The following is a 23,328-nucleotide window of genomic DNA, read 5'->3' as shown; positions in this document are numbered from 1 at the left end:
CAGGGTTACGTCTATTTAACACGCAGAACTCAATATGTAATGCAGGATTGGGAAACACAAGGGGGTGCGCATGACCGGACAGCCCGGACGGACGGGCAGGGGCGGCGGTCAGGCCGGCGCCGGAGATCTGCTCGCGCTGGTACGCACCGGCCGGGCCACCACACGCGGTGCCCTCCAGCAGGTCACCGGACTCTCCCGGGCCACGGTCGGACAACGCCTGGACCGTCTCTTCCGCGCGGGCTGGCTGCGCGAGGGCGCGGGCGGCCCCGTCGACTCCCCGCTGGGCGGCCGCCCCTCCATCACGCTCGAGTTCGACGACGCGCACGCCGTCGTCCTCGCCGCCGACCTCGACACCCGGCACGCGCGTGCGGCCGTGCTGTCCCTGACCGGCGAGGTCCTCGCCGAGCACTCGGGCACGCTGGCCGTCGAGGACGGCCCGGACACCGTGCTCGGCGAGCTGGGCGGCTGGTTCGCGGAACTGCTGGAGAAGGCGGGCCGCCGCGCGGACGAGGCGTGCGGCATCGGCCTCGCGGTGCCCGGCCCGGTCGACAGCGGGACCGGCCTGGTGGTCCAGCCGCCGATCATGCCCGGCTGGGACGGCTACGACATCCGCGGCCGGCTCGCCAGGGCGTTCACGGAACGCACGGGCACCGCACCCGTGCCCGTCCTCGTCGACAACGACGCCAACCTCATGGCCTACGGCGAGCAGCGCACCGCCTACCCCGACTGCTCGGCGTTCGTGCTGGTCAAGGTGTCCACCGGGATCGGCGCCGGGGTCGTGGTGGGCGGCGAGATCTTCCGGGGCGTCGACGGCGGCGCCGGCGACATCGGGCACATCCGGGTGGGCTCCGAGGCGCTGTGCCGCTGCGGCTCCCACGGCTGTCTCGCGGCCGTCGCCAGCGGCGGCGCGGTGGCCCGCAGGCTGGCCGGGACAGGGGTGCCCGCGGCCTCCGGCTCGGACGTGCGGGACCTGCTCGCCGCCGGGCACCCGGGCGCGGCCGCGCTGGCCCGCGAGGCGGGGCGCCAGGTCGGCGACGTACTGGCGACCGTCGTGACACTGCTCAACCCGGGCGTGCTGATGATCGCCGGTGACCTCGCCGGCACCCCCTTCGTCACCGGCGTGCGCGAGCTGCTGTACCAGCGGGCGCTGCCCCGCTCCACGGCCCGGCTGGAGGTCGTGACCTCACGGCTGGGGGAGCGGGCGGGCCTGGTGGGGGCCGGCGCGCTGGTGGTGGAGCACCTGTACGCGCCCGCGCGGGTGGAGGAGCGGCTGCTGGCACTGGGCGTGTGAACGGGGGCGGACCCCGGGCGGGTGAACGGGAGCGGACGCCGGGCGGATGACCGCGGCCGGTGCCGGGCGGCGGGCTTGTGACGAGCGCGTTTCCGTTTCGGGGCGGGTCCGCGGGAGCGTCCGGATGGTGAAATCCGACGGCCTGTGGAAGCGTGATTCTCGCCACCTTTGATACCGGCAGTGCTCAGATGAGCGGCGTGCGCTCGTTTGCACTTCCTCAAGGGGTGGCACTCAGTGCCACCCCTTGATCGTTCATCGATCGAAATCAGACGTGGCGGCAAGCGCTCATGTGAGCGCCAAAGGGGATGTACGGAGGTGGATGCGTTCAAGAAGTGAAAACACCGGCTGCTCCGCGCTTGCCAAGCTTTGACTTTCGATCCTGTGGCGGACGACTGGTTACAGGCGTATGACGCACAAGTGGACGTACCCAGGTGCCTTCGATCTGGGTATGTTCCTCGCCGTCAGGGCAGCCACCGCGTCCTCGAGGAGTCGAGACCCGTGTCGGAAAACAAAGATCTCCCGGTAGCCGGAACGGCCACGAACGTTGAGGCCGTGAAGTTCGTTTACGACTTCACCGAGGGCAACAAGAACCTCAAGGACCTCCTCGGGGGCAAGGGCGCCAACCTCGCCGAGATGACCAACCTCGGCCTGCCGGTGCCGCCCGGGTTCACCATCACCACCGAGGCCTGCAAGGTCTACCTCGACAGCGGCGAGGAACCGGCGGCACTGCGTGACGAGGTGAGTGCGCACCTCGACGCCCTGGAAGAGAGGATGGGCAAGAAGCTCGGCCAGGCCGACAACCCCCTGCTCGTCTCCGTCCGCTCCGGCGCCAAGTTCTCGATGCCCGGCATGATGGACACCGTCCTCAACATCGGCCTCTCCGACAAGTCGGTCCAGGGCCTGGCCGCGCAGGCCGGCGACGACCGCTTCGCCTGGGACTCCTACCGGCGCCTCATCCAGATGTTCGGCAAGACCGTCCTCGGCGTCGACGGCGACCTCTTCGAGGAGGCGCTGGAGGCCGCCAAGGCGGCCAAGAAGGTCACGGTCGACACCGAGCTGGAGGCCGCCGACCTCAAGAAGCTCGTCACCAGGTTCAAGAAGATCGTCAAGACCGAGGCCGGCCGGGACTTCCCGCAGGACCCGCGCGAGCAGATGGACCTCGCCATCCACGCCGTCTTCGACTCCTGGAACACCGACCGCGCCAAGCTCTACCGCCGCCAGGAGCGCATCCCGCACGACCTGGGCACCGCCGTCAACGTCTGCTCGATGGTCTTCGGCAACCTCGGCCCCGACTCCGGCACCGGCGTCGCCTTCACCCGCGACCCCGCCTCCGGCCACCAGGGCGTCTACGGCGACTACCTTCAGAACGCCCAGGGCGAGGACGTCGTCGCCGGCATCCGCAACACGGTCCCGCTCGCGGAGCTGGAGACCATCGACAAGAAGTCGTACGACCAGCTGATGCAGATCATGCAGACGCTGGAGAACCACTACAAGGACCTCTGCGACATCGAGTTCACCATCGAGCGCGGTCAGCTGTGGATGCTCCAGACCCGGGTCGGCAAGCGCACGGCCGGCGCGGCCTTCCGCATCGCCACCCAGCTCGTCGACCAGGGCCTCATCGACGAGACCGAGGCCCTCCAGCGGGTCAACGGCGCCCAGCTCGCCCAGCTGATGTTCCCCCGCTTCGACGAGCACGCCAAGGCCGCGCAGGTCGGCCGCGGCATCGCCGCCTCCCCGGGCGCCGCGGTCGGCAAGGCGGTCTTCGACTCCTACACGGCCGTCAAGTGGTCCCGCTCGGGCGAGAAGGTCATCCTCGTCCGCCGCGAGACCAACCCCGACGACCTCGACGGCATGATCGCGGCGGAGGGCATCCTCACCTCGCGCGGCGGCAAGACCTCGCACGCGGCGGTCGTCGCCCGCGGCATGGGCAAGACCTGTGTCTGCGGCGCGGAGGAGCTGGAGGTCGACACCAAGCGCCGCCGGATGACGGTGCCCGGCGGGCACGTCGTCGAGGAGGGCGACCTGATCTCGATCGACGGCTCGTCCGGGAAGGTCTACCTGGGCGAGGTCCCGGTGGTCCCGTCCCCCGTCGTGGAGTACTTCGAGGGCCGCATGCACGCGGGCGCCAACGACGCCGACGAGCTCGTCGAGGCCGTGCACCGGATCATGGCGTTCGCCGACCGCAAGCGCCGCCTGCGGGTCCGCGCCAACGCCGACAACGCCGAGGACGCGCTGCGCGCCCGCCGCTTCGGCGCCCAGGGCATCGGCCTGTGCCGCACCGAGCACATGTTCCTCGGCGACCGCCGTGAGCTGGTCGAGCGCCTGATCCTGGCGGACACGGAGGCCGAGCGCGAGGACTCGCTGAAGGCGCTCCTGCCGCTCCAGAAGAAGGACTTCGTGGAGCTGTTCTCGGCGATGGACGGCCTGCCCGTCACCATCCGCCTCCTCGACCCGCCGCTGCACGAGTTCCTGCCCGACATCACCGAGCTGTCGGTGCGCGTGGCGCTGGCGGAGTCCCGCCAGGAGCCCCACGAGAACGAGCTGCGCCTGCTCCAGGCGGTCCACCGCCTCCACGAGCAGAACCCGATGCTGGGCCTGCGCGGCGTACGCCTCGGCCTGGTCATCCCCGGCCTGTTCACCATGCAGGTCCGCGCCATCGCCGAGGCCGCGGCCGAGCGCAAGAACGCCAAGGGCGACCCGCGCGCCGAGATCATGATCCCGCTCGTCGGCACCGTCCAGGAGCTGGAGATCGTCCGCGAGGAGGCCGACCGGGTCGTCGCCGAGGTCGAGGCGGCGACGGGGGTGTCGCTGAAGCTGTCGATCGGCACGATGATCGAGCTGCCGCGCGCCGCGCTGACCGCCGGTCAGATCGCGGAGGCGGCGGAGTTCTTCTCCTTCGGCACGAACGACCTCACCCAGACCGTGTGGGGCTTCAGCCGCGACGACGTCGAGGCCTCCTTCTTCACCGCCTACCTGGAGAAGGGCATCTTCGGGGTCTCCCCCTTCGAGACCATCGACAAGGACGGCGTCGGCTCCCTCGTGAAGGCCGCCGCCGAGGCCGGCCGCGCGACCCGCCCCGACCTGAAGCTCGGCGTCTGCGGCGAACACGGCGGCGACCCGGAGTCCGTGCACTTCTTCCACGAGGTCGGCCTCGACTACGTGTCCTGCTCCCCCTTCCGCATCCCGGTCGCCCGCCTCGAGGCGGGCCGGGCGGCGACCCAGTCGGAGGGCAGCGACCACCGCTGAGCCGGGGGGTGGGGGACGGTCCCCTGACGGTCCGTCCCCCACCCCTCCCCACACCCGGAGCCGCTGCGGTCCCCGACCCTCAGCACCGATCGCGGCGGCTCCGGCGCACCGGGAGAGGGCGGCATCCTGTGCGGGGATGCCGCCCTTTCGCGCATCAGTTGCGGAGAACGTCAGGCTACGGCGCTGAGCAGGCAAAAAGCCGTTCGCCGGCGTTGGTTGCCGTTGAGCCCGCGTGACGCCGTAGTGCCCTCGTCGTGCCCTCCACACCCGGTCGGATCCCATCACGAGCCGTCACCAGAAGGGCCCCGCCCTGATCGGCGTCCCCTGAACGGCGGGCGGATGAATACCGTGAGCTGGGAGGAAACCAAGCGCAAGGCACGCGAGCGGCGTGCGGCCGCCGGGTTGCCGGTGCGGTCAGCTGAGGAGAAGCAAGCGCCGATGGACCGGCTGACCGCCGAAGTGCGCGCTCACAAGCTCGCGGAGGTCAGGCGTGAACAGGCGCTGACTCAGCGCCAGGTGGCCGCGTCGATGGGGGTCTCAGCACCTCGGGTCTCCGCGATCGAGCACGGTGAGCTGGATCGCGCGGAGGTCGCCACCCTCCGGGCCTACGTGGAAGCGCTCGGCGGTCGGCTGCGCGTGGTCGCAGACTTCGGGGACGCGGAGTACACCGTCGCCTGAGGCGCGGGCCAAAGCTCTCATCAACCAACAAGGCCCAGGTTTCCGACCTGGGCCTTGGCCATGGAGCGGGTGACGGGAAACGGGGCGACGCCGAAACAGGTTCGGATGCGCCTCGGTCGCGCCGAGCCGTCGATCACGTTCCTCTCGTGCCTACTCGCAGCCCGTCCCGTCGCCGTCCCGGTCCAGGTGCCGGCCGTAGCCCGGGTCGCCCGCGTGGACGGGGGCCGCGCCCGCGGCCCGGGCCTCGGTGCAGTTGGCGTAGTAGGCGCTGTCGGAACCCCCCGAGCTCCCCGAATCGCCGGAGCCCCCCGAACCGCTGCCGTACGAGCCGCTGTCGTCGCCCGCCGCCGCCTCGGCCGTGACCGTCTTCGTCACTCTCACCGTCTCCGTCGCGGTCACCGTCTGCGCCGGCTCCGGGGCGGCCGTCGCGGTGGCGGTGACGGTCGCCGTCGTCGTCACCGTGACCGTCGGCCGGGGCTTGGCGGCCAGCGGCTCGGCGTCCGTCGCGGGGTCTTCGGCGCTGCCGCCCATGCCCACCCCGACGAACAGGGCGAGGGCGAGCGCGGGCAGGACATAGCGCTTGCGGGCCCATCTCGGCGCCGGGCGGGTGGTGGTGTACGGGTTGCTCATGTCGTCCCCCTGAGACGCTGGTGTCAGAGGGACGACCGTAGGGCGCCGGGACGCAGCGTGAAGGCTCCGTGACTGATCCGTGACGAAGATGTGCGGGGCATCCGTCCGGACGGGCGGGGTCCGCCGGCTCGCCGAGCGGGCGTCCTGCCGGTGGAGACCGTACCCCCGACGGGGTCAGGCCCGGAACGGGCCCCTCACCTCGTACGTGATGCCGCCGGAGGAGCTGCCCGAGGTGCCGCGCTGGCTGGAGAAGTACAGGCGGGTGCCGTCGGGGGAGAAGGCCGGGCCGGTGATCTCCGAGCCCGACTGGCCGTCGACGCGCAGGAACGGGGCGACCACGTCGGCCGGGGTGATCACGCAGATCTCCATGTTGCCGCCGTCCTCCGCGACGAACAGGTCGCCGGAGGCGGAGCCGGTGATGTTGTCGACCCCGGTGAGCGGGGCCGTGCCGGAGACCAGGGAGTCGTCGTAGGCCAGCTGGTAGGTGTTGTTCGTGAGGTCCAGCTGCCAGACCCGGTTGTCGCCCTTCGTGGTGAACCAGACGGTGTCGTCCGCGTAGTGGCAGCCCTCGCCGCCGTTGAAGGACTTGGCGCCGGACACCTGGGTGCGGGTGGTGGTGGGGGAGCCGTCCGGGTCGGGGACGTTCGCCCAGGTGAAGGAGCCGGACGTGGCGCTGCCGGCGACCATCACCTGGAGCGTGCCGGAGGCCAGGCTGCCCCAGGTCGTCGGCACGAAGCGGTAGAAGCGGCCGTCCGTCTCGTCCTCGGTCAGGTACACCACCTTGCGCACCGGGTCGGCGGCGGCCGCCTCGTGCTTGAAGCGGCCCATCGCCGGCCGCTGCACGGCCGCGTTCACGCCCCACGGGTCCGTCTCGTAGACGTGGCCCAGCGACACCTCCTCGCACGACAGCCAGGTGTTCCACGGGGTCTTCCCGCCCGCGCAGTTCTGTCGCGTGCCGGACAGGATGCGGTACGCGCCGGTCACCGTGCCCGTCGACGAGAACCTCACCGCGCTCGCCCCGCCGGAGGGGTTGATCTCCGAGTTGGAGACGTAGATCCAGCCCGTGCCGTCCGCGTAACAGGCGCCTCCGTCAGGAGCGTTGTGCCACGTGTACGACGTGCCGGGCACGGTCTGCCCGGAGCGGGCGATCACCCGGCTGGTGAAGCCGCTCGGAAGCCTGATGCCGTTGGCGTCGGGCGAGCCGAGCGCCCCGTACGGGCTCGTGCCGGGCTGGGCCGGCGCCGCGTACGCGGCCCCGCGCCACAGGGTTCCGCCGAGCACGGCGGAGGACCCGCCGAGGACGGCCGCACGCAGGACAGTACGACGTTCCACGCTCACTCCCAAGGGGTGTCGTGACACCCCGCGGCCGGTCGGCCGCGGGGGTCGTGCGGTCAGGGAGACTACGAGCGCAGGGTGACCGTGTCGTGGACACGCCGTGACGGGGAAATGCCTAGGCTGGGACAGCAACGGAGGGAGCACGGCCATGACCGGCTGGAACACGCACGACATCCCCGACCAGAGCGGCCGCACCGCCGTCGTCACCGGCGCCAACGGCGGGCTCGGCCACGTCGTCGCGCGGGAGCTGGCCCGGAGAGGGGCGCGGGTCGTCCTCGCCTGCCGCAGCGAGACCCGGGGGCGGGAGGCCGTGGCCCGGCTGATCGGTGAAGTGCCGCGAGCGGAAGTGGAGTTGAGGCGGCTGGACCTCGGCGACCTCGCCTCCGTGCGGGAGTTCGCCCGGCCGTACACCCGGCTCGACCTGCTGGTCAACAACGCGGGCGTGATGGCGATGCCGTACGGCACGACCGCCGACGGGTTCGAGACGCAGTTCGGCGTGAACCACCTCGGCCACTTCGCCCTCACCGGACTGCTCATGCCCGCGCTGCTCGCCGCACCCCGGGCCCGCGTGGTGACCGTCTCCAGCATGCTCCACCTGCTCGGCACCATCGATCCCGCTGACCTCAACAGCGAACGGAAATACCGGCGTTGGATCGCCTACGGCCGTTCCAAGACCGCCAACCTGCTGTTCACGCACGAGCTGGCACGCCGGCTGGAGGCGTTTGGCGCGGAGGTGGTCGCGGCGGCCGCGCATCCCGGATACGCGGCGACCGGCCTCCAGACGGCCGGACCGCGTGCGCAGGGCCGCCGGACCGCCGAGCGGCTCATGTCCGCCGGCAACCGCGTCCTCGCCCAGTCCGCCGAGGCCGGCGCCCTGCCCGTCCTGTACGCCGCGACCGCGCCGGACGTACTCCCCGACTCCTTCACCGGCCCGGCCCTCGCGATGTGGCGAGGGGCGCCCGCGCCCTCGTGGCGGGCGCCCTGGACCCTCGACGACCGGGCGGGCCGCCGCCTGTGGACGGAGTCGGAACGGCTGACCGGGGTGTCGTACGACAGCCTCGACGGCTGACCGGGCGCCCGCGCCGACCTCCGCGCAGGCACCCGGTCGGCCGGTCAGCCGGTCGGCCGGACCTCAGCCCGCCGCCCGCACCTCGTACGTCGTGATGCGGACCGCGTCGTCGTCCAGGCACTGCCCGCTGCGCAGGTCGAAGCGCTGCTTGAGCAGGGGCGAGGCGACGAACGGCCGCCCCTGCACCGAGCCGGTCAGGCCACGGGAGAGGACCGCCGCGCCGCTGAACGGGTCGCGGTTGTCCACCGCGTACAGCTCCCCCGCCCGGTCCCTGAACAGGGCCGCCTGGCGGCCGTCCGGCAGGAGTGCCGCCACGCCGCGGCCGGGGACCAGCAGGCTCAGGTCGCAGACCGTGAACCAGTCCTCGCCGAGCTGGAGCTGCACCTTCAGGTCGGTCGTCTCGAGTGCCAGGGTCATCGCTGGGCGCTCCCTTCCAGGGGACGGTGGCCGATGGAGAGCAGCGGCAGATCGGGCTTGATCTGGTCGCGCTCGGGGACGAAGCCGACGACCGGGTCGGGGGTGTCCGGCGCGTTGACGAAGGACACGAACCGGGCCAGCTTCTCGGGGTCGTTGATGGTGGTCGCCCACTCGTCGGCGTAGTTGGCCACGTGCGCGGCCATCAGGGACTCCAGCTCCTCGCAGATGCCGAGGGAGTCCTCCACGACCACGTCCCGCACGTGGTCCAGGCCACCGGGGATGCGCTCCAGCCAGGTCGAGGTGCGCTCCAGCCGGTCGGCGGTGCGGATGTAGAACATCAGGAACCGGTCGATCAGACGGATCAGTTCCGCGTCGGTGAGGTCCTGGGCGAGGAGGTCGGCGTGGCGCGGGGTGGCGCCGCCGTTGCCGCCGACGTACAGGTTCCAGCCGTTGGAGGTGGCGATGATGCCGAAGTCCTTGGACTGGGCCTCGGCGCACTCGCGGGCGCAGCCGGAGACGGCGGACTTCAGTTTGTGCGGGGAGCGCAGGCCCCGGTAGCGCAGCTCCAGGTCGATCGCCATGCGGACGGAGTCCTGCACGCCGTAGCGGCACCAGGTCTGGCCGACGCAGGACTTCACGGTGCGCAGGGACTTGCCGTAGGCGTGGCCCGACTCGAAGCCGGCGTCGACCAGGCGGGCCCAGATCAGGGGGAGCTGTTCCACGCGGGCGCCGAACATGTCGATCCGCTGGCCGCCGGTGATCTTCGTGTAGAGGCCGAAGTCGCGGGCGATCTCGCCGATGACGATCAGGCCCTCGGGGGTGACCTCGCCGCCGGGGATGCGCGGCACCACCGAGTAGGAGCCGTTCTTCTGGAGGTTGGCGAGGAAGTGGTCGTTGGTCTCCTGCAGCGCGGCCTGCTCGCCGTCCAGGACGTAGCCGCTCGCGCCGATCACGGGGGCGAGGGAGGCGATGATCGAGCCGATCGCGGGCTTGCAGACGTCGCAGCCGTCGCCGCCCCGCGCGCCGTCGCGGCCGTAGCGGTCGAGCAGGTCCTGGTAGGTGTTGACGCGCAGGGCGAGGACGATCTCGTAGAGCTCCTCGCGGGTCTGCGTGAAGCAGCCGCACAGGCCCTTGTCGACCTCGACGCCGCTCGCCTCCAGCTCGGCGGTGACGAGCTGGCCGAGGACCTTGACGCAACTGCCGCAGCCGGTACCGGCCTTGGTGCACTTCTTCACCTCGGGCACGGTGGTGCAGGAGTGCTCGGTGACCGCGCCGCGGATGGTGCCCTTGGTGACGTTGTGGCAGGAGCAGATCACCGCGTCGTCGGGGAGCGCGGACGGGCCGAGCCGGTCGCCGCCGCCGGCCCCGGCGGGCAGGACCAGCGACTCGGGGGAGATCGGCGGGACGGAGCCGGTGAGGGCGCGCAGGGTGCCGTAGGCGTCGGCGTCGCCGATCAGGATGCCGCCCAGCAGGGTGCCGTCGCGGCCGATGACCAGCTTCTTGTACAGGCCCGAGCGGGAGTCGGAGTACACGACGTCCAGGCAGTCCTCGGCGGTGCCGTGCGCGTCGCCGAAGGAGGCCACGTCGACGCCGAGCAGCTTCAGCTTGGTGGAGAGGTCGGCGCCGGTGAACGACTTCTGCTCGTCCTCGTCGGCGGCGATGGCCGCGGCCGCCGTCTCGGCCTGTTCGTAACCGGGGGCGACCAGGCCGTACACCCGGCCGTCGGCGGCCAGCGCGCACTCGCCGATCGCGAAGACGTGCGGGTCGCAGACCGTGCGGCACTGTTCGTCGACGGCGATGCCGCCGCGCTCGCCGACCGTCAGTCCCGAGGCGCGGGCCAGCTGGTCGCGGGGGCGGACACCGGCGCTGAACACCACCAGGTCGGTGGCCAGTTCGGAGCCGTCGGACAGCTTCATGCCGGTGACGGCACCGGAGGCGTCCGTCACGATCTCCTGGGTGCCGACGCCCGTGTGGACGCTCAGACCCATCTCCTCGATGGTGCGCAGCAGGGCCGCGCCACCGCCCTCGTCGACCTGCACCGGCATCAGGCGCGGCGCGAACTCCACGATGTGGGAGGTGAGCCCGAGGCCCTTCAGCGCGCCCGCGGCCTCCAGGCCGAGCAGGCCGCCGCCGACCACCGCGCCCGTCGTGGCCCGCGACTTCGCGTACTCCTCGATGGCGAGGAGGTCCTCGATCGTGCGGTAGACGAAGCAGCCCTCGGCGTCCTTGTTCGGGACCGGCGGCACGAACGGGTAGGAGCCGGTGGCCAGCACCAGCACGTCGTAGTCGACGACCAGGCCCGAACGGGCGGTCACCCTGCGGGCGTCACGGTCGACGGTCTCCGCCGGGTCGCCGACGTGCAGTTCGATGCCGTGGTCCTTGATGAACCCCATGTCGGTCAGGGAGAGTTCCTCGGGCGTCCTTCCCGAGAAGTACGAGGTGAGCTGGACGCGGTCGTACGCGGGGCGGGGCTCCTCGCACAGCACGACCACGCGGTGCGTGGCGGTCAGGCCGCGGTCGGCGAGTGCCTCGAGGAAGCGCTGGCCGACCATGCCGTGGCCGACGAGGACGATCGTGGGGGTGGCCCCCGGGGCGGCGGTCATTCAGGGCCTCCATCGTTGGTGAGCAGGTGGAGCAGGGGGCCGTCGTCGGGGAGCGGCTCTGCTCCCTCCCAGGCGCGGGCGAGCGCGCCGACGGTGCCGAGTTCGCCGACCAGCACGCCGCCGACCAGGCGGTCGTCGCGGACGACGACCTTGCGGTAGGTGCCGCGGGTGGCGTCGGTGAGCCGGACGACGTCGTCGCCGGGGCGCGCCTCGGTCTCGCCGAACGCGGCGAGGTCGAAGGCGGTGAGGGCGGGTGCGGTGCGGCCGGGGGTGGTGCGGCCGGGGCCGGGGTGCCCGTGGAGCGTGAGGCGGGTGAGGGAACGCGTCCCCGAGTAGCGGACGCCGGCGTCACCGGCAAGCAACTCGGCCAGGACGTCGGCCTGTTCCAGCGCGGGCGCGGCGAGCCCGTAGACCTCGCCCCCGTGCTCGACGCAGTCCCCGATCGCACGGATGTGCGGGTCGGAGGTGCGCAGTTCGTCGTCGACGAGGACGCCCCTGTGGACGGCGAGTCCGGCCTCCTTCGCGAGGCCGGTGCGCGGGTGGACACCGCAGGCCAGGACCACCAGGTCGGCGTCGAGGGCGTATCCGTCGGCCATCTCCACCGAGCGGACGGCGCCCCCGGCGCAAGCCACGTCACGGACCCGGCACTCGGTGTGCACCTCGACGCCGAGGTCCCGCAGGTGCCGCAGCACCAGAGCCGAGGCGTCGGGGTCGAGCTGGCGTTCCATGAGCCGCTCGGACTGCTGGGCGAGGACCACCTGCGCGCCGCGGACGGCGAGCGCGCGGGCGGCGGAGACCCCGAGGAGGCCGCCGCCGATGACGACGGCCCGCACGCCCGGCCGGACCGCCTTCGACAGCCCCAGGCAGTCGTCCATGGTGCGGAAGGCGTGGACGCCCTCGGGCAGTTCGCGGTCCGGTGTGAACAGTCCGCGCAGCGGCGGCAGCACCGGGTTGGAGCCGGTGGCCAGCACCAGCGTGTCGTATGCGATCTCCGGGCCGTCCGCGCAGGCCAGGCTGCGCCGCTTGCGGTCGATGCCGGTCACCCGGGTCCGGACCAGTTCGGCGGGCGCGGGCAGCGCGATCACCTCGGGGGCGTACCGGCCGGCCAGCACCTCGGCGAGCAGGACCCGGTTGTAGGGCCGGTGCTCCTCCTCGCCGATCAGCAGGGCGGGCGTGCCCAGCTCACCGAGCCGGCGGGCCAGGCGTACGCCCGCCAGGCCGGCTCCGATCACCACCACACGCTCGTTCGAGGTCATGACACCGAGCGTGCGGTGCGGAGGTTACCCGGCCGCATCACCGTTGTTTCCCGAGAGGAACACTGCCCTCAGCGGGGGCGGGGCCCGGATGTGAGGGTTCCCGGGGGTCACGAGGGGGCCTGTGCGAGCTTCCCGCCGCCCGGCGCGGGTGCGTGTGACCGGCCCCGTCCTCAGAAGTGCCTCAGTTCGATGGACGTGCCATGCATCCGGTCCCTAGGGTCGCGATCATGCCCGACATATCACTGACCATGGTCGCCGTCCTCTGTCTCGCCGCGCTCGCGGCCGGCTGGATCGACGCCGTGGTCGGCGGGGGCGGGCTCCTGCTGCTGCCGGTCCTGCTGCTGGGTCTGCCGGCCGGCACGCCGGCCGCGCACGCGCTCGGCACCAACAAGGCGGTCGCGATCGTCGGCACCTCCGGCGCGGCGGTGACGTACGCCCGCAAGGCGCCGGTCGACGTGGGGGTGGCCGTACGGATCGGGCTCGCCGCGCTCGCCGGGTCCTCCGCGGGCGCCTTCCTCGCGGCCGGGATGAGCACGGAGGTCCTCAAGCCGGTGATCATGGTGGTGCTGCTCGGCGTCGCCGCCTTCGTGATCCTGCGCCCGGCCTTCGGCACCGCCCCCGCCACCGGCCCGGCCGGCCCGCGCCGCGTCCTCGCCGCGATCGGCCTCGCGGGTCTCGGCATCGGTTTCTACGACGGACTCGTCGGCCCCGGCACGGGCACCTTCCTCGTCCTCGCCCTGACCGCCGTCCTCCACCTCGACCTGGTCACCGCCTCCGCCACCGCCAAGATCGTCAACTGCTGCACCAACGCGGGCGCCCTGGCCACGTTCGCCTGGCAGGGCGCGGTCCTGTGGCAACTGGCGCTCCCCATGGCCGCCTTCAACCTCGTGGGCGGCATGCTCGGCGCCCGCACCGCCCTGAAGAAGGGCAGCGGCTTCGTCCGGATCGTGCTGCTGACGGTGGTCTTCGCGCTGGTGGCGAACCTCGCGTACGAGCAGTGGGTGGCCTAGGTGTTCTGTCACCAGCCTCCGTGGACAGAACACCCAGACGATCCCTGTGACGTCGTGGCCTTTCACCGGCTCCCCGTCAGGTGCGCGAACACCACCACGTTCCCCCGGTAGCCGGTCGCCCGCGAGTACCCGCCCCCGCAGGTGATCACCCGCAACTCGGGCCGGGCCGCCGCCCCGTAGACCTTCTCGTCGGGGAAGCCGTGGGCGTCGTACACCTCGACCGCGTCGACGGTGAACACCGCGACCCCGCCGTCGCGCCGGTCCACCTCGATCGTGGCGCCCCTGCGCAGGGCGCCGAGGTCGTAGAAGACGGCCGGGCCGTCCGCGTTGTCGACGTGCCCGGCGACGATCGCGGTGCCGGTCTCACCGGGGGTGGTGCCGGACTCGTACCAGCCGGCGAGGTTCTTCCGCGCGGCCGGCGGCACGTCGAGGCTGCCGGACTTCGTCAGGCCGAGGCCCGTGAGAGGGGCGTCGACCCGGATCGACGGGATGCGGACGCGGTCGGGCGGGGACGGCGGCAGCGCGGGTGCGGACCGCGGGTCGACGCCGCCCGGACGGGCCTCGGCGGCCGACGGCTGCGGCGGGGCGTGCGTCCCGGCGCCGTGCAGCAGCCACACACCCGAGCAGAGGGCGACCGCGGTCACGGCGGCTATGACGGTGTCGCCGACGACTCTGCGCATGCGTGAGCACCCCTCTCCCTGACGGAACCCCGTGCCCCCTCCGGGCCGCGAGGGGCGTCGGACCCGGAGGGGGAGGGGACATGCGGTACCGGCGGACGGACAGCGGAGGGTGTCCGTCAGATCCCGTCGCCTCTCGCCCGGCGATGCAGGAGCCAGGTACCGCCCGCGGCGGCGACGGCGAGAGCCGTCACACCGGCCGCGGTCTGCACGGGATCGGGGCCCAGAGCGCCGCCGACCCCCGTCTTCACACTTCCGCGCGGATACACCTGCTCCCGCACGGAACTCAGGACGACCACCAGGTCCCCGGCGATCCTGCGCCCGTCGGCGGCGCACTGCGCGACGATCTCGTACGTCCCCGGCTGCGCGCTCGGCGGCACCTGGAACTGCCCGATCGCCTGGCCGTCGTGGCTGCTCGGCGCGAGCGTGAAGGGGCCGGCGCCGACCGCGCCGGCGTCGCCCGCGGCCGCCCCGGGGTCGCCGCAGGCGGCCGTGTTCACGGTGACCTGGCCGCCCGGTACGGCGGTGGAGGGGTACACCTCCAGGCTGCCGCTTTTGGAGGCGGCGGCGGCCTGGACGGGCGCGGCGAGCCCGGCCGCGGTGGCCGCGGCGAACGCGGCACCGGTCAGCAGTCGGGCGGCGGTACGTCGCATCGGTGCTCCTCCGAGCTTTCGCGGGGGCGGCCCGCGACATCCCCATGTGCCGCTGCGTCAGTCGCGCCCCTGCTCCTCCGAGGTAAGTGGCAGCGACGCGGGCCCGCTTCCCGAGAGAACGTCAGGAATGTGGTGAACGGGTGTCGGACGGCTCGGCCGCGAGGGTGCATCCCCGGTCGTTCCCGCAGGTCACCGGGGTGTTCGGGGCGGGTTGCGGAAAAGCGGCCGAAGGGTGCGGGAAGGGGGTGTGAACGGGTGACCCCGGACGGGCCCGGCACCGGCACCGGTCCGCGTGACGCCCGCACCGGTGCCCAGATCGACGCCTGGGACACCCTGGAGACCGCGACCGGCGACGGTGCGTCGCTGTACGGCGGCACGGTCCCGCTGGAGACGACCCTCTCCGGGGCGACGTACCAGCTCAAGGACCCCACCCGCGGGAACACGTACACCGGCGACGCGGCCGACAAGACCGACCTGTGCATCTTCGGCATCTGCATCAGCCGCGCCCCCCCCTCGACCGTGTTCACGGACGCCGACAACCACTGGGGACCGGCGCGACCGCCGGCCGCGCCACGGTCGCGGCGGACGCGCAGTACGGCACGGACGTGACCTGGGACTACTACAAGAACGTCCACGGCCGCAACGGCATCGGCAACGACGGAAAGGGCTCCTGCAACCGCGTCCACTACGGCAACGCCTACAACAACGCCTTCTGGGACGACAGTTGCTTCTGCATGACCTACGGCGACGGTGACGGCACCCAGCTCGGCCCGCTGGTGTCGCTGGACGTGGCCGGGCACGAGATGAGCCACGGCGTGACCTCGAAGACCGCCAGGCCGACCTACTCGGGCGAGTCCGGCGGCCTGAACGAGGCGATCTCCGACGTCTTCGGCACCCTCGTGGAGTTCCACGCCGGCAACACCTCCGACGTCGGCGACCACCTCATCGGCGAGAAGATCGTCCGTCCGGGCTTCGGCCGGGACGCCCTGCGCTACATGGACAAGCCCTCCAGGGACGGCAACTCCGCCGACCACTTCGCCTTCCTCCTCGCGGAGGGCAGCGGCACCCGGACCGTCAACGGCGTCACCTAAAACTCCCCGACGTCCAACGGCTCGACGCTGACGGTCATCGGCCGGGACAAGCTCGGCAAGATCTGGTACCGGGCGCTGACCGTCTACATGACCTCCTCCACGAACTACGCCGGTGCCCGCACGACCACCCTCGACGCGGCCCGTGACCTCTACGGCGTCGGCAGCACGGAACAGAACGCGGTGGCGGCGGCCTGGAGCGCGGTCAACGTCAACTGACCGCTTCCGCTCCCGCTCCCGGGAACACCGACGGGCGGCACCTCGCGGTGGGTGCCGCCCGTCAGTCCTGCGAAGGCCGGCTCCCGGCGATCTCCACCCGCACCGCGCACACCTTGAACTCGGGCATCCGCGAGGTCGGGTCCAGGGCCGGGTTCGTCAGCGTGTTGGCGCGGCCCTCGCCCGGCCAGTGGAAGGGCATGAAGACGGTGTCGGGGCGGATGCCGCTGGTGATCCGGGCCGGTGCCACCGCCCGGCCCCGCCGCGACACGACGGCCAGCGGATCGCCCTCGGCCGCGCCGAGCCGCGCCGCGAGGCGGGGGTGCAGTTCCACGAACGGGCCGGGCGCGGCGGCGTTCAGCTCGTCCACGCGCCGGGTCTGGGCGCCGGACTGGTACTGGGCCACCACCCGCCCGGTGGTGAGCAGGACCGGGTACTCCGCGTCCGGTTCCTCCGCGGTGGGCCGGTGCGAGACCGGCACGAAACGGGCCCGGCCGTCGTCCGTGGCGAACCGGTCGAGGAAGAGGCGGGGCGTGCCGGGGTGGACGGTGCCGGCGTCGTCGTGCGCGGGGTCCTCCGGGAGCACGTCGAAACCGGTGTCCTCCCCGTCGTCGGTCACGGCCGTCGTCGGCGTCCCCTCCATCACCGCCGCCGCACCAGCCGCAGCCGCTTCCGCCCCCGCCGCTTCCGCCTGCTCCGGGCAGGGCCAGAAGACCCCGTTCTCCTCCGCCAGGCGCCGGTAGGTGATCCCGGAGTAGTCCGCGGGCCCGCCCGCGCTGGCCCGGCGCAGTTCGTCGAAGACCTCCTCGGGGTCGGTGGGGAAACCCTTCTCCACCCCGAGCCGCGCGGCCAGTTCGTGCAGCACCTCCAGATCGCTGCGCACCCCCTCGGGCGGAGTGACCGCCCGCCGCCGCAGCAGCACCCTGCCCTCGAGGCTGGTCGTCGTCCCGGTCTCCTCGGCCCACTGGGTGACGGGCAGCACGACGTCCGCGAGCGCGGCCGTCTCCGACAGCACCACGTCACAGACGGCCAGGAAGTCCAGGGACCCGAGGCGGTCCTCGATGTGCGCGGCACGCGGCGCGGACACCACCGGGTTGGACGCCATCAGCAGCAGCGAGCGGATGTCGGTGCCCATCGCGTCCAGCAGCTCGTAGGCGCTGCGCCCCGGACCGGGCAGGCTGTCGGGGTCCACCCCCCACACCCCGGCCACGTGCCGGCGGGCCGCCGGGTCGTCCAGCTTGCGGTAGCCGGGCAACTGGTCGGCCTTCTGGCCGTGTTCACGCCCGCCCTGCCCGTTGCCCTGCCCGGTGAGACAGCCGTAACCGGACAGCGGCCGCCCCGCCCGGCCGGTCGCCAGGCACAGGTTGATCCACGCGCCGACCGTGTCGGTGCCCTTGGACTGCTGCTCGGGCCCGCGTGCGGTGAGCACCATCGCGGCCTCCGGCTCGCAGAACATCCGCACGGCCTCCCGGAGTTGCGGAACGGACACCCCCGTGATCCGCTCCACGTGCTCCGGCCAGTGCGCCATCGCCGCCGCCCGGGCCTCCTCCCAGCCGGACGTCCGCTCCCGCACGTACTCCTCGTCGACCCGTCCCTCGGCGACGATCAGGTGCAGCAGTCCGAGCGCCAGCGCGAGATCGGTGCCGGGCCGGGGCGTCAGATGCAGGTCGGCCTGCTCGGCGGTCTTCGTGCGGCGCGGGTCGACGACGATCAGCGTGCCGCCGTTCTCCCGCAGTTCGCTGAAGAAGCGCAGTGACGGTGGCATGGTCTCCGCGAGGTTTGACCCGACGAGGATCACGCAGCCGGTCCTCGGGATGTCCTCCAGCGGGAACGGCAGCCCCCGGTCCAGGCCGAAGGCCTTGATGCCGCCGGCCGCGGCGGACGACATGCAGAAGCGGCCGTTGTAGTCGATCTGCGAGGTGCCGAGCACCACCCGCGCGAACTTGCCGAGGGCGTACGCCTTCTCGTTGGTCAGCCCGCCCCCGCCGAACACCCCGAGCGCGTCGGGCCCGTGCTCCGCCCGGATCCTGCCCAGCTCACCGGCGATCCGGTCGAGTGCCTCGTCCCAGCCGGCGGGCACGAGCGTGCCGCCGGAACGCACCAGCGGCGAGGTCAGCCGCACCCGGGACGAGAGCACCGCCGGCGCCGTGCGGCCCTTGCCGCACAGCGCCCCCCGGTTCACCGGGAAGTCCGCGCGCTCGGTCACCTCGACGCCCCCCTCCGGCGTGGGCGACAGGTTCATCCCGCACTGCAGGGCGCAGTACGGGCAGTGGGTGGGCGTCGAGGTGGTCTCCATGCGGTTCAGCGTGCTTCGGCCTTGTTACGTGCGCCGCGGCTCCCTGTTACGCCACCGGCACGGCAACCTCCCCGCCGCAGGCCCGGCGGCGTGAGGCACGGACCTGGCCACCTTCAGGTCGTCGCCGACCGGCACCCACGTTGCCGGTGGGGCGGAAGATGCCACATGTGGCTCATTGCGCGCTTTTCTTGGCCGATCCGACCTGGTTGAGAGTTGAAGCAGCCGCACTACGCTCTCGCTACGCGCAGCGCCAGCACGACTCCGCACGGCGTTCTGCACCGGGTACGCCCGCCGCTCACGACGGCAGCATCCACCTGCGAATTCCCCGCCGGTGGCAATCCGACCCCGAAACAGCCAGGAGGCCACCCGATCATGCCTCTGCGCCATCTGACCCCCCACGACCGGCGTCTCTTCCGGCAGTACGGCCAAGGCCCCGCCGTCCCCGTCCCCGACCCGCTCCTGCACCACGCCGTCGCCCGGCAAGCGTCGGCGGCACCGCACCTGGTCGCCGCCGAGCACCTGGGCGCCCGCATCACCTACGGCGAGCTCGACCGCCACGCCGACGCCCTCGCCGCCCGCCTGGTCCGCGAGGGTGTGCGCCCGGGCGACCACGTCGGCCTGTTCGTCCGCCGCTCGATCCCGATGCTGGTGGGCCTGCTCGGCATCCTGAAGGCGGGCGCCGCCTACGTCCCGCAGGACATCGGCCTCGCGCCCCCGGCCCAGCTCACCCACGTCGTCCGCACCGCCCGCACCCGGATCGTCCTCACGGCCGCCGAGCACGCCCACCGCGTGCCGCTTCCGGACGGCCACCGGCTGCTCCGGCTCGACGAGCCGCTGCCGTACGCCCCGGCTCCGCGTGTCCGCGTCACCGGCGACGACGGCTGCTACGTCCTGTTCACCTCCGGCACCACCGGCCGCCCCAACGGCGTGAAGGTCACCCACCGCAACGTCGCCAACCTCCTGCTCACCGGGCCGGGCGACCTCGGCGTCCGGCCCGGCGACCGCGTCGCCCAGCTCCTCAGCATCGCCTTCGACATGGCCGCCTGGGAGATCCTCGGCTGCCTCGTCCACGGCGGCACCCTCGTCATCCGCGGCAAGGACATCGCCGCGGCGGCCCGTACGGCGGACGTGCTCGTCGCGACCCCGACCGTGCTGTCCGGCCTCGACCCGGCCGACTGCCCGCGGGTGCGCACCGTCGCCGTCGCGGGGGAGCCCTGCCCGCGACCGCTGGCCGACCGCTGGGCGCGGCGGGCCGCCTTCCACAACTGCTGCGGCCCGACGGAGACGACCATCGTCAACACGATGAGCCGGCACGACCCGTCGGCCCCCCTGCTCACCATCGGCCGCCCCACCCCCAACAACACCGTCTACGTCCTCGACGCCGACCGCCGCCCCCTGCCCATCGGCGAGACGGGCGAGATGTGGGCGGGCGGCGACTGCGTCTCCGCGGGCTATCTCGGCGACGACGCCCTCAACGCCGAGCGATACGCCCCCGACCCCTTCCTCGGCGGCGGCCGCCGCATGTTCCGCACCCGCGACCTCGGCCGCTGGACCCCCGACGGACAGCTCGAACACCTCGGCCGCACCGACGACCAGGTCAAGGTGCGCGGCTTCCGCGTCGAACTGGACTCCGTCTCCGCCGTCCTGGAGACCGCCGCCGGCTGCACCCGCGCCGTCACCCTCAGACGCGACGCCCGCACCCTGGTGTCCTTCGTCTGCCCGGCCGACGTCGACCCGGACGCGGCCCGCCGCGCGGTCGCGGACGCCCTGCCGTACTACTGCGTGCCCGAGCAGGTCCTGCCGCTCGCCCGCCTCCCCGAGACCGACCGCGGCAAGGTCGACAAGCAGGCCCTCCTCGACCTGCTCGAGCGGCGCGTGGCGGTGACCCGATGACCACGTCCCCGCCCCGGCCCCGCCGGGACACCGGCGACCTCCCGCCGCTCCTGCCGCCCGTCCGCCGTCTGCTCAAGCACCCCCGCCTGATGCACCACCACCGCCTCGCGGCCCTGGTCCTGCTGGTCAACGCGGCCCCGGCCGTGCTCTCCCGGCCCCTCGCCACCTCCACCCTCGGGCACGCGGCGCTGGCCAACCTCGCGCTCGCCGTCCTGGTGCGCCAGCAGTACGTCGTCAACCTCCTCTTCCGGCTGGCGACCGCCGCCCCGACCAGTTGGCCGCTGCGGGCCCGCTGGACGCTCGGCAAGGTCTACCACTTCGGCGGGCTGCACGTCGGCGGAGCACTGGCGGGAACGGCCTGGTTCCTGGCGCTGACGCTCACGACGCCGAACGGCGCGCTCAGGGCCGTCGGCTGGACCCTGACAGCCCTCCTCGTGCTGATCGTCGCCACCGCGCTGCCGGCCTTCCGCGCCCGGCACCACGACCACTTCGAGAAGATCCACCGCTTCGGCGGCTGGACGGCCCTGGCCCTGTTCTGGACGCACACGCTGCTGTCGTCGCCCGGCCCCGCGCAGGTCGGGGTGCTCGCGCTGGTCACCTTCAGCGTCGCCCTGCCCTGGCTGCGGCTGCGCAAGGTGGACGTCCGTCTCGAACGCCCCTCCTCCCACGTCGTGCTGGCCCGCTTCGACCACGGCGAGACCCCCTTCGCGGGCTCCTCCACCGCGATCAGCCGCAGCCCGCTGAAGGAATGGCACTCCTTCGCCAACGTCCCCGCCCCCGGCGAGTCCGGCTTCCGGCTCACCATCTCCCGGGCCGGCGACTGGACCGGCTCCTTCATCGACGACCTGCCCGAACAGGTGTGGGTCAAGGGCATCACCACCGCCGGGGTCGCCAACATCGAGGTGCTGTTCAAGAAGGTCGTCTACGTGGCGACCGGCAGCGGCATCGGCCCCTGCCTGCCCCACCTCCTCGCCGCGAAGGTCCCCTCCCGCCTGGTCTGGGCCACCCGCGACCCCCGCGCGACCTACGGCGACGCCCTGGTCGACGCGATCCTCGCCGTCCAGCCGCACGCCCTGATCCGGGACACCGCCCGGCACGGCAAGCCCGACATGGTCCGGCTCGCCCACGACGCCTGGCGGGACTTCGGCGCCGAGGCGGTCATCTGCATCTCCAACAAGAAGCTGACCTGGCAGGTGGTCCACGGCCTGGAGCGGCGGGGCATCCCGGCCTACGGCGCGATCTGGGACTCGTGACCCGACGGAAGGAGAAGGCACATGAACCATCTCAAGGCGGAACGGCAGGGCCGCGTCGTGACCGTGCGCCTGCACCGCCCGCACGTCCTGAACGCCCTCAGCGCTGAACTCCTCGCCGAACTCCTCGCACTCCTGCGCCCGTTGGACACCGACCCCGACACCGGCTGCTTCGTCGTCACCGGCTCGGACCGGGCCTTCGCGGCGGGCGCCGACATCAGGGAGATGGCCGGGAAGTCGGCCGTCGACATGGCGGCCGAGGACTGGTTCGCCGACTGGGAGGAGTTCGCGGACCTGCGCACCCCGAAGATCGCCGCCGTCAACGGCCACGCCCTGGGCGGCGGCTGCGAGCTGGCCATGATGTGCGACCTGGTCGTCGCGGGGGAGTCGGCGGTCTTCGGCCAGCCCGAGATCGGACTGGGCGTGATCCCCGGCATCGGCGGCACCCAGCGGCTGACCCGTCTGGTCGGCCGGGCGAAGGCCATGGACCTGGTGCTCACCGGACGCACGATGGACGCCACGGAGGCGGAACGCTGCGGCCTCGTCTCCCGCGTGGTCCCGGACGACCGGGTCCTGCCCGAGGCCCTCGAAGCGGCGGCGACGATCGCCTCGTACGGCCGCGCGGCGGTGCGGGCGGCCCGCGAGTGCGTCGACCGGGCCCTGGAGACCGGTCTGCGGGACGGCATCCGCTTCGAACGGCGGGTCTTCCACGCCCTGTTCGCCACCCACGACCAGAAGGAGGGGATGGCGGCGTTCCTCCAGAAACGCCCGCCGCGCTTCCAGGGGCGCTGACGAACCCGGCGGCGGGAGCGCGCGGCCGCCCCGCCGCCGGCCGCGTCCAGGGCCGGGTCAGGCCGGCGGACGGTGTCCGGTCGGGGCACGGCCCCGGTCCTCGGCCCCGGCCAACGCCTCGCGCACCCCCGGCTCCCGGGGCCCCAGGAACCGCGGATCCGGCTCGAACACCGCGTCCAGCGCCGCCTTGCCGGCCGCGAGGACCTCCCGCGCGCCCCCGTAGTACCAGGTCACGTCATGCTTGGCGGCGACGCCGACGCCGTACGACTCGACGCCCGCCGCCTCGCACAGCGCGACCGCCCGCCGGATGTGGAAGCCCTGGCTGATCAGGACCGCCCGGTCGACCCCGAAGATCTTCTTGGCGCGCACGCAGGAGTCCCAGGTGTCGAAACCCGCGTAGTCGCTGACGATCCGCGCGTCCGGGACGCCGTGCCTCGTCAGGTAGGTGCGCATGGCGTCGGGCTCGTCGTAGTCCTCGCGGCTGTTGTCCCCGGTGACGAGCACGACCCTGACGCGCCCCTCCCGGTACAGCGTCGCCGCCGCGTCCAGCCGGTGCGCGAGGTACGGCGACGGCTCCCCGCCCCACAGACCGGCACCGAACACCACCGCGACATCGGTGCGCGGCGCGTCGGCCGTCGTGCCCAGCCGGTCCGCGGTGGAGACGTACAGCCAGGTGGCCGGAAGCAGCCCGAGCACGCAGGCGGCCATCACCCCCTGCACCAGCCGCCGCCACCCGGTACGGGTACGCGGCAGCCGCGGTCGACGGATCCTCATGCGGTGCCCCCTGCCGGCCGTCCGGACCGTCCTTCCGGCTTCGACCGGGTAAGACGCGACCGGCCGGGATCCGGTTCGGTCCACCGCACGTCACGCCGCTCACACCGCCCGCCGCACCGCACCGCCCGCCGCACCTCACATCGCGCCCACGCGC

17 protein-coding genes and 1 pseudogene are annotated in these 23,328 nt (G+C 72.8%); 9 read left to right on the top strand and 9 right to left on the bottom strand.

Translation table 11 applies throughout. The annotated features are described in order from the left end of the window. Positions 1-70 precede the first annotated feature (70 nt). The 3 genes from ACIP5W_RS09860 to ACIP5W_RS09850 all read left to right on the top strand — a co-directional run bounded on the left by ACIP5W_RS09860 (position 71) and on the right by ACIP5W_RS09850 (position 5,215). A complete protein-coding gene (locus ACIP5W_RS09860; RefSeq protein WP_401469430.1) occupies positions 71-1,291 on the top strand; it encodes an ROK family protein in 1,221 nt (406 codons plus the stop codon). 498 nt (positions 1,292-1,789) lie between these two features. Further along, entirely contained in the window at positions 1,790-4,537 is a 2,748-nt protein-coding gene (ppdK, locus tag ACIP5W_RS09855) for a pyruvate, phosphate dikinase (protein WP_401469427.1), read from the top strand. A gap of 339 nt (positions 4,538-4,876) precedes the next feature. Further along, positions 4,877-5,215, top strand: a complete 339-nt coding sequence (locus tag ACIP5W_RS09850; RefSeq protein WP_401469424.1) for an XRE family transcriptional regulator — start codon at positions 4,877-4,879, stop codon at positions 5,213-5,215. 150 nt (positions 5,216-5,365) lie between these two features. Here the strand turns inward: ACIP5W_RS09850 and ACIP5W_RS09845 are convergent, their stop codons facing one another. Beyond that, positions 5,366-5,845: an excalibur calcium-binding domain-containing protein gene (locus ACIP5W_RS09845; protein WP_401469421.1), complete on the bottom strand. Its 480-nt coding sequence runs from the start codon at positions 5,843-5,845 to the stop codon at positions 5,366-5,368. Positions 5,846-6,019: 174 nt separating this feature from the next. Next, the gene (locus tag ACIP5W_RS09840) at positions 6,020-7,177 is read right to left on the bottom strand and encodes an alkaline phosphatase PhoX (protein WP_401469418.1); all 1,158 of its coding nucleotides are present in this window, start codon (positions 7,175-7,177) and stop codon (positions 6,020-6,022) included. 151 nt (positions 7,178-7,328) lie between these two features. Between ACIP5W_RS09840 and ACIP5W_RS09835 the strand changes: the two genes are divergently transcribed. Then, a complete protein-coding gene (locus ACIP5W_RS09835; protein ID WP_401469415.1) occupies positions 7,329-8,249 on the top strand; it encodes an oxidoreductase in 921 nt (306 codons plus the stop codon). Between the two features lie 63 nt (positions 8,250-8,312). Here the strand turns inward: ACIP5W_RS09835 and nirD are convergent, their stop codons facing one another. From nirD to ACIP5W_RS09820, 3 genes are read right to left on the bottom strand one after another with little or no spacing between them, the layout of a single operon-like run. Then, positions 8,313-8,666, bottom strand: coding sequence for a nitrite reductase small subunit NirD (gene nirD, locus ACIP5W_RS09830; protein ID WP_401469412.1), 354 nt, complete (start codon positions 8,664-8,666; stop codon positions 8,313-8,315). Beyond that, positions 8,663-11,269, bottom strand: a complete 2,607-nt coding sequence (gene nirB, locus ACIP5W_RS09825) for a nitrite reductase large subunit NirB (protein WP_401469409.1) — start codon at positions 11,267-11,269, stop codon at positions 8,663-8,665. Before nirB ends, nirD begins: the two co-directional genes overlap by 4 nt. After that, a complete protein-coding gene (locus tag ACIP5W_RS09820; protein ID WP_401469406.1) occupies positions 11,266-12,525 on the bottom strand; it encodes an NAD(P)/FAD-dependent oxidoreductase in 1,260 nt (419 codons plus the stop codon). Before ACIP5W_RS09820 ends, nirB begins: the two co-directional genes overlap by 4 nt. Positions 12,526-12,752: 227 nt before the next feature. On the opposite strand from ACIP5W_RS09820, the gene ACIP5W_RS09815 reads away from it, so the two are divergent. Next, complete coding sequence (locus tag ACIP5W_RS09815) at positions 12,753-13,535, top strand: sulfite exporter TauE/SafE family protein (protein WP_398093856.1); 783 nt, start codon at positions 12,753-12,755, stop codon at positions 13,533-13,535. A gap of 62 nt (positions 13,536-13,597) precedes the next feature. Here ACIP5W_RS09815 and ACIP5W_RS09810 read toward each other — a convergent pair whose 3' ends face one another. Together ACIP5W_RS09810 and ACIP5W_RS09805 are read right to left on the bottom strand one after the other, a co-directional pair. Then, positions 13,598-14,215, bottom strand: coding sequence for a class F sortase (locus ACIP5W_RS09810; protein WP_401469403.1), 618 nt, complete (start codon positions 14,213-14,215; stop codon positions 13,598-13,600). A 116-nt stretch (positions 14,216-14,331) separates the two neighbouring features. Then, a complete protein-coding gene (locus tag ACIP5W_RS09805) occupies positions 14,332-14,865 on the bottom strand; it encodes a hypothetical protein (protein ID WP_401469400.1) in 534 nt (177 codons plus the stop codon). 294 nt (positions 14,866-15,159) lie between these two features. Here ACIP5W_RS09805 and ACIP5W_RS09800 point away from each other — a divergent pair. Continuing rightward, positions 15,160-16,172, top strand: a pseudogene (locus ACIP5W_RS09800) (M4 family metallopeptidase); the annotation flags it as partial. A gap of 61 nt (positions 16,173-16,233) precedes the next feature. Here ACIP5W_RS09800 and ACIP5W_RS09795 read toward each other — a convergent pair. Further along, entirely contained in the window at positions 16,234-18,465 is a 2,232-nt protein-coding gene (locus tag ACIP5W_RS09795) for a molybdopterin oxidoreductase family protein (protein WP_401469397.1), read from the bottom strand. Between the two features lie 372 nt (positions 18,466-18,837). On the opposite strand from ACIP5W_RS09795, the gene ACIP5W_RS09790 reads away from it, so the two are divergent. The 3 genes from ACIP5W_RS09790 to ACIP5W_RS09780 are packed head-to-tail and all read left to right on the top strand — an operon-like array spanning position 18,838 to position 22,400. Next, complete coding sequence (locus ACIP5W_RS09790) at positions 18,838-20,358, top strand: amino acid adenylation domain-containing protein (RefSeq protein ID WP_401469394.1); 1,521 nt, start codon at positions 18,838-18,840, stop codon at positions 20,356-20,358. Then, the gene (locus ACIP5W_RS09785; protein ID WP_401469391.1) at positions 20,355-21,611 is read left to right on the top strand and encodes a hypothetical protein; all 1,257 of its coding nucleotides are present in this window, start codon (positions 20,355-20,357) and stop codon (positions 21,609-21,611) included. Before ACIP5W_RS09790 ends, ACIP5W_RS09785 begins: the two co-directional genes overlap by 4 nt. A 21-nt stretch (positions 21,612-21,632) precedes the next feature. Beyond that, a complete protein-coding gene (locus ACIP5W_RS09780; protein WP_401469388.1) occupies positions 21,633-22,400 on the top strand; it encodes an enoyl-CoA hydratase-related protein in 768 nt (255 codons plus the stop codon). Positions 22,401-22,457: 57 nt separating this feature from the next. Here ACIP5W_RS09780 and ACIP5W_RS09775 read toward each other — a convergent pair whose 3' ends face one another. Then, positions 22,458-23,174 carry a vancomycin high temperature exclusion protein gene (locus ACIP5W_RS09775; protein WP_401469385.1) on the bottom strand — a complete coding sequence of 239 codons (717 nt, stop codon included), beginning with the start codon at positions 23,172-23,174 and terminating at the stop codon, positions 22,458-22,460. Between the last annotated feature and the right edge of the window lie 154 nt (positions 23,175-23,328).

It is taken from the genome of Streptomyces sp. NPDC088766 (genome assembly GCF_044750845.1).
Lineage (GTDB): Bacteria > Actinomycetota > Actinomycetes > Streptomycetales > Streptomycetaceae > Streptomyces.
This window is presented reverse-complemented; position numbering and strand designations above follow the sequence as displayed.

Bases quoted from the DNA above. Each gene is read 5' to 3' on its own strand.
- ACIP5W_RS09860 (WP_401469430.1), top strand. From the start codon at position 71: ATGACCGGACAGCCCGGACGGACGGGCAGGGGCGGCGGTCAGGCCGGC.
- ACIP5W_RS09850 (WP_401469424.1), top strand. From the start codon at position 4,877: ATGAATACCGTGAGCTGGGAGGAAACCAAGCGCAAGGCACGCGAGCGG.
- ACIP5W_RS09845 (WP_401469421.1), bottom strand. From the start codon at position 5,845: ATGAGCAACCCGTACACCACCACCCGCCCGGCGCCGAGATGGGCCCGC.
- ACIP5W_RS09835 (WP_401469415.1), top strand. From the start codon at position 7,329: ATGACCGGCTGGAACACGCACGACATCCCCGACCAGAGCGGCCGCACC.
- nirD (WP_401469412.1), bottom strand. From the start codon at position 8,666: ATGACCCTGGCACTCGAGACGACCGACCTGAAGGTGCAGCTCCAGCTC.
- nirB (WP_401469409.1), bottom strand. From the start codon at position 11,269: ATGACCGCCGCCCCGGGGGCCACCCCCACGATCGTCCTCGTCGGCCAC.
- ACIP5W_RS09820 (WP_401469406.1), bottom strand. From the start codon at position 12,525: ATGACCTCGAACGAGCGTGTGGTGGTGATCGGAGCCGGCCTGGCGGGC.
- ACIP5W_RS09815 (WP_398093856.1), top strand. From the start codon at position 12,753: ATGCCCGACATATCACTGACCATGGTCGCCGTCCTCTGTCTCGCCGCG.
- ACIP5W_RS09810 (WP_401469403.1), bottom strand. From the start codon at position 14,215: ATGCGCAGAGTCGTCGGCGACACCGTCATAGCCGCCGTGACCGCGGTC.
- ACIP5W_RS09805 (WP_401469400.1), bottom strand. From the start codon at position 14,865: ATGCGACGTACCGCCGCCCGACTGCTGACCGGTGCCGCGTTCGCCGCG.
- ACIP5W_RS09795 (WP_401469397.1), bottom strand. From the start codon at position 18,465: ATGGAGACCACCTCGACGCCCACCCACTGCCCGTACTGCGCCCTGCAG.
- ACIP5W_RS09790 (WP_401469394.1), top strand. From the start codon at position 18,838: ATGCCTCTGCGCCATCTGACCCCCCACGACCGGCGTCTCTTCCGGCAG.
- ACIP5W_RS09785 (WP_401469391.1), top strand. From the start codon at position 20,355: ATGACCACGTCCCCGCCCCGGCCCCGCCGGGACACCGGCGACCTCCCG.
- ACIP5W_RS09780 (WP_401469388.1), top strand. From the start codon at position 21,633: ATGAACCATCTCAAGGCGGAACGGCAGGGCCGCGTCGTGACCGTGCGC.
- ACIP5W_RS09775 (WP_401469385.1), bottom strand. From the start codon at position 23,174: ATGAGGATCCGTCGACCGCGGCTGCCGCGTACCCGTACCGGGTGGCGG.